Annotated in this window: 10 protein-coding genes; 5 read left to right on the top strand and 5 right to left on the bottom strand. The window is 70.1% G+C overall.

All coding sequences use genetic code 11. From position 1 onward, the window contains the following. Positions 1-197: 197 nt before the first annotated feature. From BUR28_RS01540 to BUR28_RS01525, 4 genes are all read right to left on the bottom strand, one after another. A complete protein-coding gene (locus BUR28_RS01540) occupies positions 198-1,712 on the bottom strand; it encodes a bifunctional aminoglycoside phosphotransferase/ATP-binding protein (RefSeq protein WP_074218511.1) in 1,515 nt (504 codons plus the stop codon). Positions 1,713-2,101: 389 nt separating this feature from the next. After that, a complete protein-coding gene (locus BUR28_RS01535) occupies positions 2,102-4,855 on the bottom strand; it encodes a cation-transporting P-type ATPase (RefSeq protein WP_083626342.1) in 2,754 nt (917 codons plus the stop codon). Beyond that, positions 4,852-6,570, bottom strand: coding sequence for a cation:proton antiporter (locus BUR28_RS01530; RefSeq protein WP_074218510.1), 1,719 nt, complete (start codon positions 6,568-6,570; stop codon positions 4,852-4,854). Before BUR28_RS01530 ends, BUR28_RS01535 begins: the two co-directional genes overlap by 4 nt. Further along, positions 6,570-6,821 carry a helix-turn-helix domain-containing protein gene (locus BUR28_RS01525; RefSeq protein ID WP_074218509.1) on the bottom strand — a complete coding sequence of 84 codons (252 nt, stop codon included), beginning with the start codon at positions 6,819-6,821 and terminating at the stop codon, positions 6,570-6,572. Before BUR28_RS01525 ends, BUR28_RS01530 begins: the two co-directional genes overlap by 1 nt. Positions 6,822-6,920: 99 nt before the next feature. Between BUR28_RS01525 and BUR28_RS01520 the strand changes: the two genes are divergently transcribed. From BUR28_RS01520 to BUR28_RS01510, 3 genes are all read left to right on the top strand, one after another. Then, positions 6,921-7,793: a universal stress protein gene (locus tag BUR28_RS01520; RefSeq protein WP_074218508.1), complete on the top strand. Its 873-nt coding sequence runs from the start codon at positions 6,921-6,923 to the stop codon at positions 7,791-7,793. A gap of 105 nt (positions 7,794-7,898) precedes the next feature. Continuing rightward, positions 7,899-8,456: a hypothetical protein gene (locus BUR28_RS01515; protein WP_074218507.1), complete on the top strand. Its 558-nt coding sequence runs from the start codon at positions 7,899-7,901 to the stop codon at positions 8,454-8,456. Between the two features lie 156 nt (positions 8,457-8,612). Then, on the top strand, positions 8,613-9,248 hold the full coding sequence (locus BUR28_RS01510; protein WP_074218506.1) for an alternative oxidase: 636 nt from the start codon (positions 8,613-8,615) through the stop codon (positions 9,246-9,248). A 10-nt stretch (positions 9,249-9,258) separates the two neighbouring features. On the opposite strand, the gene BUR28_RS01505 is transcribed toward BUR28_RS01510, so the two are convergent. Further along, the gene (locus BUR28_RS01505; protein WP_074218505.1) at positions 9,259-9,633 is read right to left on the bottom strand and encodes a PAS domain-containing protein; all 375 of its coding nucleotides are present in this window, start codon (positions 9,631-9,633) and stop codon (positions 9,259-9,261) included. Positions 9,634-9,769: 136 nt separating this feature from the next. Between BUR28_RS01505 and BUR28_RS01500 the strand changes: the two genes are divergently transcribed. Both BUR28_RS01500 and BUR28_RS01495 read left to right on the top strand, forming a co-directional pair. Continuing rightward, positions 9,770-10,132: an SUF system Fe-S cluster assembly protein gene (locus BUR28_RS01500; protein WP_074218504.1), complete on the top strand. Its 363-nt coding sequence runs from the start codon at positions 9,770-9,772 to the stop codon at positions 10,130-10,132. Positions 10,133-10,212: 80 nt separating this feature from the next. After that, positions 10,213-11,424: a glycerophosphodiester phosphodiesterase family protein gene (locus BUR28_RS01495; RefSeq protein ID WP_074218503.1), complete on the top strand. Its 1,212-nt coding sequence runs from the start codon at positions 10,213-10,215 to the stop codon at positions 11,422-11,424. Positions 11,425-11,457 lie beyond the last annotated feature (33 nt).

Here is an 11,457-nt window from a genome sequence, read left to right as displayed (position 1 = left end):
AAAAGGGGGTGCCCGGTAACAGACAAGCGCCGCGCGCGGCGCGGATGGTGATCGCCGAAAGCCCCCCTTCACGACGCGCGCCCGGCACGGGAATGGGGGCCTGCGCGAAACGTTCGGTTTGCACGCGGCCCGCGGCACCGTCGCGTTCCGTCCCGCGCCGGTCTTGGAGAGTCCCCTGCCCCGCTGGCCGCTTTCGCCTACGCCTCCAGGGCCGCGCGCAGGCGCGCCAGGGTCTCGTCGAGGCCGCCCTCGCTCGACACGCGGGTCCAGGCCGCAGGCGGCGCGGCGCGGCCGAGCTGCGCCTCCAGCACCTCCGGTGTCGCATCCGAGGCGCCGGGCGCCCGGCCTTGGACGCGGCTGCGCAGCGTCTCCGGCGGCGCGGTGAGCCAGATCGCCGCGAGGTCCCGGCCGGCCAGTCCCGTCACCAGCGCCGCTCGACGCTCCGGCCGGTCGTAGACCGCGGCAAGCACGACGCTGACGCCGGCGCCGGCGAGCGCGCGCGCCCGCGAGACAAGCCGCGCATAGACCGCCTCGGACACCTCGGGGCGATAGGCGCTTTCGGGCAGGCGACGGTCGACCGGGATACCGAAAAGCCCCTTGCGCATGCGGTCGCTTTCGACGAGGCGCGCCCCGGGCGGCCGCCCGAGCTCTGGCGCGAGCGCCTCGGCGAGCGTGGTCTTGCCGCTGCCCGAGAGCCCGCCCAGCGCAACCACGCGCGCCGCGCCGCCCGACAGAAGCCGGTTCGCCAGGGCGAAATAGCGGCGCGCGGCGGCCGCCTGCGCCGCGGCGCCGCCGCCCGCCTCCATCGCGGCCGTCGCGGTCACATGCGCGCGCACCGCGGCGCGCAGCGCCATGAAGAAGGGCAGCAGGTCGAACCCCGCATCCGTCGCGGCCGCGTCGAAATAGCGGTTGGCGACGCGGTTCGCGCGCCCGGGCAGGCCGCGGTGCCAGAGATCCATCAGCAGGAAGGCGAGGTCGTAGAGCACGTCGACGGTGGCGAGCCGGTCGTTGAACTCGATGCAGTCGAACAGCGTGGGCCGCCCCCCGAACAGGCAGATGTTTCGCAGGTGCAGGTCGCCATGGCAGCGCCGCACGAGCCCCGCGGCCTCACGCGCGTCGAGCCGGGCCGCAAGCCGCGCGAGCCGGCGGCGAAAGCGGGTATCCAGCGCATCGATCTCGGCACGCGCGAAGACGTCGCTGGTGGCGAAACCGGCACGGTTGATGTCGAGCACACCGGCGATGTTCCGCGCCCCGCCGCCGGAGTGAACCACCGGGGCCTGCGCGTGGAACGCCGCGACCCGGCCCGCGAGATCGTCCAGCAACTCGGGGCCAAGGGCGTTCCGCTCGGCGAGCCGGTCGAACAGGGCCGCCTGGTCGAAGCGCACCATCTCGACCACGGCATCGACCAGCGGCCCGTCGCCGTCGAAGACCAGACCGCCAGCGCATCGCGTGATCCGGCGGACGCCGAGATAGAGGTCCGGCGCGCCGGGACGGTTCAGCGCCAGTTCCTTCTCGCACGTGGCGAGGCGCAAGCGGGGCGTGGAGCCGTCGGTATAGGGCAGCTTGACCGCGCGCTTCAGCTTGTAGGCCCGTGCGCCCGCAAGGAAGACGACCGAGATGTGGGTCTCGATCACCTCGACCGGCCCCGCCACGCCGTGGGTGGCCGGATCGGACAGGAACGCGATGACGCCGTCCTGGCAGGGGTCGGTCATGGGCGCTCGCTCGGGACGCGGTCGATACCGGAACCACCCTACCACGCCGCCAGGTCGCGGCGCACAGGTCGCAAGGTCGCGACCGGCCCGCCAGCGGATCGTCGTGGAGTTGGATCGCCACCTGCCGCCCGCCTCGCGGATCGACGCCACCGCGACGCCCGGCGCAAGCGCGATCGCGTCGACGCCGACCTAGAAATCGGTGATGACATCGCGTTCGCGCGCGCCGTTCAGCGCCTCCTCGGCAAAACAGAACACGTTCGCGGCGGTTTCGCCGTCATTTTCGGCACAGAGCTTCAGGCTCGGCGCGGATCGACCGCCCAGCGGGCGCCGGGCCCACGATCCCGGGTGCCGTCGCCGGTCCGCAGCAGGCTCGCGACCGCGCCGGCGGGTCAGCCCTGCGCCTTGCCTCCGGTTCCGAAGGCGAGCCGCATCTGTTTCTCGGTCTCGATCAGGGCGAAGAACGCCACGCCGATGGCCACGATGAGCATCCCGTCGACGACCGGAACGTTTGCCGTTCCGAAGACGGCCTGAAGCGGCGGCAGGTAGGTGACGGCGAACTGCGCCCCGGTCACCGCCACGATACAGGCCCAGACGACCCGCGTGGCCCTGGCCGCGGCCCAGGTCAGCGAGGTGCCGTGGATGTTGCGGATGAAGAACAGGTGGAAGATCTCCAGCACCACGATCATGTTCATCGCCATGGTCTGCGCCAGCTGCTGCGAATGCCCCTTGTCCAGCGCGTAGGTGTAGATGCCGAAGACCGCGGCCGAGAACAGCAGCGAGACCAGCGCCACGTGCCAGACCAGTTCCCCGGTCAGCAACGCCTCGCCCCGTCGCCGCGGCGGGCGGCGCATGGTGCCGGGTTCGGACGGCTCGAAGGCCAGCGCGAGGCCGAGCGTGACCGTGGCGATCAGATTGACCCAGAGGATCTGCACCGCCGTGATCGGCAGGGCCATGCCGAGGAACAGCGCGATGATGATCGGCATCGCCTCGCCCGCGTTGGTGGGCAGGGTCCAGCTGATGACCTTCTTGATGTTGTCGTAGACCGTGCGCCCCTCGCGCACGGCGGCCGCGATCGAGGCGAAGTTGTCGTCGGCCAGCACCAGTTCGGCGGCCTCCTTGGCGGCCTCGCTGCCCTTCCGGCCCATCGCGATCCCGGCATCGGCACGCTTCAGCGCGGGCGCGTCGTTCACCCCGTCGCCGGTCATCGCGACAGTAAGCCCGCGCGATTGCAGGGCGGTGACAAGCCGCAGCTTGTGGGCGGGGGACGTGCGCGCGAAGATGTCGGTTCCGACGGCGGCCTCGGCCAGCGCGGCGTCGTCCATCGCCTCGAGGTCAGCGCCGGTCAGGACGCGGTCGTGGTTCATCAGGCCGATGCGCGCGGCGATGGCGCGCGCGGTGGCGGCGTGGTCGCCGGTGATCATCTTCACCCGGATACCGGCGGCGTGGCACTCGGCCACGGCGTCGATCGCCTCCGCCCGCGGCGGGTCGATCAGGCCGATCAGCCCGACCAGCGTCAGCCGCCCCTCCAGGTCGGCCACGTTCAGCACGGTGTGATCCTGCGGCACGGACCGCACCGCCACGGCGATGACCCGCTGCCCCTCGGCGGCCAGATCGTCGACCGCCCGGTGCCAGTGGTCGACGTCCAGAGGCTCTGTCCCGCCATGCGCCGCGCGCTGGTCGGCGCACATCGCCAGCACCGCTTCCGGCGCGCCCTTGAGGTGAACGCAGGCGCGGCCCGCGTGATCGTGGTGCAGCACCGCCATGTAGCGATGCGCCGCGTCGAACGGAATCGCGTCGGTGCGCGTCCACTGGCGGAAGGGCTCGGCGCCCTCGCCGGTGATCTTGCCCGCCAGCGCCATCAGCGCGCCCTCCATCGGGTCGCCCTCGACGCGCCAGCCGGCCTCGTGCGCGTGCAGCATCGCATCGTTGCAGAGCCCCGCAGCGCGTGCGAATTCCATCAGCACGGCGTGCTCGTCGGGATGGGCGTCGGCCTCGCGCCAGCGCACCGCGCCCTCGGGGGCATAGCCGCTGCCCCCGACCGAGTAGACATGCTCGGCCGCCGCGAGGGTCGCCGCCATCATCTCGTTCCGGGTCAGCGTGCCGGTCTTGTCCGAGCAGATCACCGAGACCGAGCCAAGCGTCTCGATCGCAGGCAGGCGGCGCACGATGGCGTTGCGCCGGGCCATGGCCTGCACGCCCACCGCGAGCGTGATCGTCAACACCGCCGGCAGGCCTTCGGGGATCGCCGCAACCGACAGGCCCACGACCGCCATGAACAGCTCGGCAAAGGGCAGGTGTCCGACGAAATACCCGTAGGCCAGCAGGCTGCCCGCCACCAGCAGGATGAACACCGTCAGCCAGCGGGCGAAGACGTCCATCTGGCGGACGAGCGGGGTGGTCAGCTTTTCGACCCCGGCCAGCATCCCGCTGATCCGGCCGATCTGGGTGTCGGCGCCGGTGGCCACGACCACCCCGCGCCCGGTGCCGCCGGCAATCAACGTGCCCGAGAACAGCATCGGCGTCCGGTCGCCCAGCACCGCCGCGGCACCCACCGGGGCGGTGCCCTTGTCCACCGGCACGGACTCGCCCGTCAGGATGGCCTCCTCGGCGCGCAGCCCGCGCGCCTCGACGAGGCGCAGGTCGGCCGGCACCCGGTCACCCGCCTCGACCAGCACGAGATCGCCGGGCACCAGGTCTGCCGCATCCACGCTGAGCCGCCGCCCGTCGCGCAGCACCGCCGAGCGCGGCGCCAGCATGTCGCGGATCGCCTCCATTGCCTGCTCGGCCCGGCCCTCCTGCACGAAGCCGATGATCGCGTTGACGATCACCACGGCGAGGATCACCCCGGTATCGACCCAGTGCCCCAGCCCGGCCGTGACCGCCGCCGCGCCGATCAACACGTAGATCAGCACGTTGTTGAACTGCACGAGGAAGCGCAGGAGCGCGCTGCGCCTGGGCGGCGCGGGCAGGCGGTTGGCGCCATGCGCCGCCAGCCGGCGCGCGGCGTCCTCGGCGGCCAACCCGTCGCTGCGCCCCCCGACGGCGTCCAGCGCCACGCCGGCGGTCACGGCATGCGGTCTCGCCCGCGCCGCCTCGGCGCCCTTCCCCGAGGCGGCGGCCTGAACCGGCGAATGGTCGGTCATGCGGGCTGCGGCTCCTCTCCTCCGATCTCCGGGATGTCGGTACGGTCTTCCCCGGGCGCGCCCGATATCAGCTCCACGGCCCGGTCTGCGGCATCCTGGAACGGCTCCAGCACGAGGTCGGCGCCCGCGCCGAACAGGTCCTCGGTGTCCTTCGCGCTGTGCGAGGTCACCGCGATGCGCCCGGTGAACCCCGCTCCGCGGGCCAGCTGGATCAGCGTTCGCCGCGTGTCCTCGTGGCTCAGACCCATCGGATGGATCGGCACGGTCGAGACGACCCACTCGGCCCGCGGCAGCGGCAGGTCGGCGACGAATTCCGCGTCGGTCCCGTCACCGTATTTCGCGCGGAGCCCCAGTTCCCGCGCGCGGCGCACGGCCTGCGGGTTGAAATCGACACCCAGCACCTTGACGCCCTGCTTCTGCAGCCGGACCGCAATGGCCGTGCCGAACCGGCCCAGGCCGAAGACCAGCACCGGATAGCCGTCCTTCGCCGTCGCGACGGCACCGTGCGGTTCGCGTGGCGTTCCCTTGCGTTCGAAAACGCCCAGGACCGGTTCGAACACGCGGTAAAGCTCGTGCGAATAGGTGATCATGTAGGTCGAGGCCGCGATGGTCACGAGGCCGACCATCGTCACCAGCCCCAGCGCGTCGGGCGCGACATGGCCGAGCGAGACGCCCATCGCGACGAAGATCAGGGAAAACTCGCTGATCTGCGCGACGGTCAGGCCCGCGAGGAAGCCGGTGCGCTTTCGGTAGCCCAGTGCCCCCATGATCGCCAGCACGATCAACGGGTTGCCGATCAGCACGAAGAGCGAGAACACGATCGCACCCGTCACATGGGCGCCCAGAAGCGAGAGGTCGAGCGCCGAGCCGAGCGCGATGAAGAAGAACAGCAGCAGGAAGTCGCGCAGGGGCGCGAGGCGGGCCGCGATGGTCTCGCGATAGGGCGTCGAGGCCAGCGAGACTCCGGCCAGCAGCCCGCCCACCTCCTTGCCGAGGCCGACGAAATCGCCGACGGCGGCGAAGATCGCGGCCTGCGCGATGGCGAAGATGACCAGCAGTTCCGGCGCGCGCGCCAGCCGCTCGGTCAGCGGGTCGGCGACGTAGCGCACGAAACCGATCACCAGCGCCACCATGGCCACGCCCGAGGCCAGAACGGCCAGGATCGAACCGCCGCCATTGCCGTCGCCCGTGCCGATCCCGATGGCCGAAAGCACGATCATCGCCAGCACCACCACGAGGTCCTGCACGATCAGGAAACCCAGCGCGATCTGCCCGTGCAGGCTGTCGATCTCGCGCTTGTCGGACAGCAGCTTCACGATGATGATCGTGGACGAGAACGTCAGCGCCACCGCCACGTAGAGACTGGTGACATGGTCCAGCCCCAGAGCCAGCCCGATCAGGTAGCCGAAGATCGAGGTGAAGGCGACCTGGCCGAGGCCGGTCATCACCGCCACGCCCCCGAGCGACCGGATCAGCTTCACGTCCAGCTTGATGCCAACGAGGAACAACAGCACCGCGATTCCCAGTTGCGACAGCAGGTCGATCTGTTCGTCCGACCGCACCACGTCCAGCGCCGAGGGCCCAGCGGCCAGACCCACCGCGATGAAACTGACGATCAGCGGCTGGCGCAGGATGAGGCCGAAAAAGCCGATCACCGCCGCCAGGACGAGAAGCGCCGCGACCTCTCCGAACGGGGAATGGAGCAGCGCGTCCATCAGGCCTCCCGCCCGGCGGCGCCGTCGCCTCCCGCCGCGCCCGCGCGGTGTCCCGACCCGCCGGACCGCTCGGGCGGCCGCGTCTCATGGGCACTGAGAAAGGCGCCAAGGTCGTTCGCCCCGACCCTCCAGCCCTTGCCGATATCGATGGCACGCAATTCGCCGTCCCTGATCCAGCGCCGGACGGTGGCCTCGCTGACTTTCAACTGTTCGGCGACGTCCCGCACGGTTTTGTAGTCCTGGAAAGGCATGTGCAGCGTATTTCGGCTTCATTTGACCTCGTATATCGAAGAATAGCGTAATATGATGCAGTCAGCTACCGGGCATTGGCGCCCGGAGAAGGAGGCCGGATGAAACTCTTGATGGTGGCCACCGATTTCTCCGAGCGGTCGGACCGGGCGCTGCGGCGCGCGACGCTGCTCGCCCGGCAGACCGGGGCGGGGCTCGCCCTCGTGCACGTGGTCGATGACGACCAGCCCACCCGGATCGTCGAGGCCGAGCGCGAAGTGGCCGCCGACCTTCTGCGCGAGCAGGCCGCCACGATCCGCGAGTCCGACGGGATTGCCTGCACGGCCCGGGTGGGGCTGGCCGATCCCTTCGCGGGCATCGTCGCGGCGGCGGAGGATATCGCGCCCGACCTTCTGGTGCTCGGCCCCCATCGGCGGCGGCTTCTGCGCGACGTGTTCGTCGGGACGACGGCGGAACGGACGATGCGCTCGGTCAGCTGTCCGGTCCTCATGGCGAATGCGGCGCCCGTGGGCCCGTACCGGCATGCCCTGCTGGCGACCGACCTTTCGGAAGGGTCGCGCGCGGCAATCACCCGTTTCTCGGAACTCGGGCTCGCGCCGGCGGCGCGCGCCTCCGCCCTCTATGTCTTCGACACCGCCGAGGCCCGCATGATGCGCGTCCACGCCATGCCGTCGGACGGGCACGAAACGCACCTTGCGGAAACCGGCGAGGCGGCAGCGCGGGCGCTTTCCTCGTTCCTGGGGGCGTTTCCGCATGTCCCGTTGACCGAGGTTCCGCGGCCGCAGGAAACCACCCCGCCCGACCAGATCCTCGCCGCCGCGGCCGAGACGGAGGCCGACCTGATCGTGCTGGGCAGCCATGGCCGCAGCGGCCTGGAAGCCCTCGTCCTCGGCAGCGTCGCGCGGCAGGTGTTGCGCGGCGCGGACATCGATGTTCTGACGGTTCCGCCCGCGCGCGGCACACAACCCGGCTGAGCCCCCCGCCGACGCCACGCGGGCGCGTCAACCTGCCGCTCGCATCCCGCGGACGCGAACAACATATCGAAGCGAAATCTCGGCAACAGACAGGGGATATGCAGGATGTCGCCCGGACCTGAATTCTTCGGACGCGGAGGCCGTATCGCCCTCTTTGCGCTGGCGGCCTATTTGCTGGTGCTGTCCGGGCTGCTGATCGGGCCGGCGGTGCCCCTGCTCGCCATCGTCGCGGTCGCGGTGGCGGCATTGTCGGTCAGCGCGCTGCGCCACCCCGGGACGGTGCGGCACTGGGCGGCGCGGCTCGCGCGCCTAGTGCGCCGCGAATCGCGCGACACGGGCCCGGAGCCCACCGTCCCGCCGCAGCCCCGCCGGCCCCGGTCGACCCTGGCCGCCACGGGCCCCTCCTCGTTCGAGCGGCGCGGCCTGACGGAGGGCTCGCCCCTGCTGCGGCTGCTGCTCGGCCGCAACTGGCAAAACCGCGAGGCCATGGTCCGCGACTTCACCGTGCTCGGCGCCGGCGGGCTCGTGCTTGTCCTGATCGGGCTCGTGCTGCCCGACTGGCCCCTGCTCGGCTGGCTCGGCGAGGTCCTGAGCATTCTGGGCGTCATGGGCATCCTGATCGCGACCGCGGTGCTCTATTCGTCCTGGCGGGACCGCGCCTGATCCGGCCGTCGACGCGGGGGCGGCCGGCCCGGCGCCGCCCTTTCCCCGGCACCTCACGCTGCCATCACAGCTCCGTGTGCGGCTGCGGCCAAGCTGTCGCAGGCGTGTTGACCTGTGCAACGGCGGCATAGCTCTTCGGGAAACTGGAGACGCATCATGTTCGACCATTCCGATCCCCTCACCCCCGACATCGAGATGCACAAGCCGCCCTCCGATCTCGGCGACCGCGTGGCGCTGCGGCTGGTGAAGTTCATGCGCATCTTTGCGGACGCCTTCTTCACCAAGCGCTACGGCCACCGCGCCGTCGTGCTGGAAACCGTCGCCGCGGTGCCCGGCATGGTCGGCGGGATGCTCCAGCACCTCAAGGCGATCCGCCACATCCGCGACGACCAGGGCTGGATTCGCGAGCTTCTGGACGAGGCCGAGAACGAGCGGATGCACCTGATGACCTTCATCAAGATCGCCCGGCCCTCGGCGCTGGAACGGGGAATCATCCTCGTCGGCCAGGGGCTGTTCTTCAACGCGTATTTCTTCCTCTACCTCTTCTTTCCGCGCATCGCGCACCGGGTCGTCGGCTATCTCGAGGAAGAGGCGGTGATCAGCTACACCCAGTACCTCGCCCAGGTCGATGCCGGCGAGGCCGAGAACGTCCCGGCCCCGCAACTGGCCATCGACTACTGGAATCTCGCCCCGGACGCCCGGCTGCGGGAGGTGATCGTCGCGGTGCGCGCCGACGAGGCCGGCCACCGCGACCGCAACCACGAGATGGCCGACAGCCTGGCCGACAGCTAAGGCGGCGCGTTCAGATCGGGTTCTGGGCGCCCGCGAAATACATCAGGCGGCCCTGGTCGTCGAAAATCGGTCGGATGCGCAGCCGATTGACGAACGGGCTGCCGTCCTTGCGGTAGTTCAGCAGGTCGATGCTGAACGGGGTCTGCGCCCGCAGGGCATGGCGGATCGCCTCGACCGCGTGGGGGTCGGTGTCCGGCCCCTGGAGAAAGCGGCAGTTGCGCCCGACCGCCTCGTCGGCGGTATAACCGGTCTGCCGCTCGAACTCCTCGCTGACATAGATCATCGGGTTGTCGGGCAGGCTCGGGTCGGAGATCACGACGCTCATCTCCTGCTCCTCGCCCTCCAGAAGCGCCCGCGCCTCCTCGATCGACAGTTCCCTGCGCATCTCACCTTCCCCGTATCGTCCCACTCCCCCGTGCGTAGCCTGCGGCGGGACGCTCGGCAAGACGGGCGGGGCAAACGGGGTCTGGACGCGGCCGCCGCCATTCCTTATATCTTTTGTAAGACTTTCGGGAAGGGCCATGACACACACTCAGGAAAAGTTCGAGGGCGCCCCGCTGATCCGTCCCTCCTCCACGGACCACCCGCTTTACCAACAGGTGGTCGATGCCTGCCGTTCGGTCTACGACCCTGAAATTCCGGTCAATATCTACGATCTCGGCCTGATCTACACGATCGACATCGACGCCGAGAACGCGGTGGCGATCACCATGACGCTGACCGCGCCCGGCTGTCCGGTGGCCGGCGAGATGCCCGGCTGGGTCGCCGAGGCCGTCGAGCCGCTGCCCGGCGTCAAGCAGGTCGATGTCGAGATCACCTGGGATCCGCCCTGGGGCATGGACATGATGTCCGACGAGGCGCGGCTGGAACTGGGGTTCATGTAGGGGTCACGGCACCGTCGCGTCGCTGTCACGCGACGCGGTCACATCGTCTCCGTTGCTCGCGAAACGAAACGGAGAGGCCCATGATCCTGCACCGCCTGACCGTCGCCGCCTCCGTTCTGGCCGCGACCGCCCTGACCGGGCATGCCGAGATCGCGCTCGATTACGGCCCACGCCCCTATTACCTCGTAGACAAGATGGAGGACGGCCCGCTCAAGGAAACGTTGGCCGCGTGCATCGGGCAGACACCCGAGCGCACCGACTTCTCGATCGGCCATCGCGGGGCGCCGCTGATGTTTCCCGAGCACACGGTGGAATCGAACATGGCCGCGGCGCGGATGGGCGCCGGCATCCTGGAATGCGACGTCACCTTCACGCGCGACAAGGAACTGGTCTGCCGGCACGCCCAGAACGACCTGCACACCACCACGAACATCCTGCTGACCGATCTTGCCGACCGCTGCGTGACCGCCTTCACCCCGGCCGGCGGCGGCGCCCCCGCCACGGCCGAGTGCCGCACCTCCGAGTTGACGCTCGAGGAGTTCAGGACGCTCCAGCCCAAGATGGACGCCGCCGACGGCAGCGCCACCACGCCCGAGGCGTACCAGGGCGGGATCGCCGGTTTCCGCACCGACCTCTACACCAACGGCGCGCAACTGATGACGCATGCGGAGGCGATCCGGCTGTTCAAGGCGCTTGGCGCCAAGTTCACGCCGGAGCTGAAGGCGCCCGCGGTCGAGATGCCGTTCGACGGCTTCACCCGCGAGGACTACGCGCAGAAACTGATCGACGAATACAAGGCGGCCGGCATCCCGCCCGAAGATGTCTGGGCCCAGTCGTTCAACCTCGACGACGTGCTTTACTGGATCGCGAACGAGCCCGCCTTCGGCGCCCAGGCCGTCTACCTGATGGACGAGTACGACATCGAGGACTACGACGCGATGGACCCGGCGACCTGGCCCAACAGCATGGAAGAGCTGAAGGGTATGGGGGTGAACTACATCGCGCCGCCGATGTGGATGCTGGTCACCGCCGAGAACGGCGAGATCGTGCCCTCCGAGCTTGCCAAAGAGGCCCGGGCAGCCGGGCTGAACATCGTCACCTGGACGCTGGAGCGCTCGGGCCCGCTGGCCTCGGGCGGCGGCTGGTACTTCCAGTCGATCGAAAGCGTGACCGACAATGACGGCGTGTATTACGAACTGCTCGACGCGCTGGCCCGGGACGTGGGCGTGGTCGGCGTGTTCTCCGACTGGCCGGCCACGGTGACCTTCTACGCCAACTGCATGGGCCTTTGAGCATCCCGCGCGAGGCGGCGCCGTGCCGTCCCG

The organism is Rhodovulum sp. ES.010 (assembly GCF_900142935.1).
GTDB lineage: Bacteria > Pseudomonadota > Alphaproteobacteria > Rhodobacterales > Rhodobacteraceae > Rhodovulum.
Note: the sequence above shows the minus strand (reverse complement) of the source record. Positions and strands in the feature narration are given on the sequence as shown.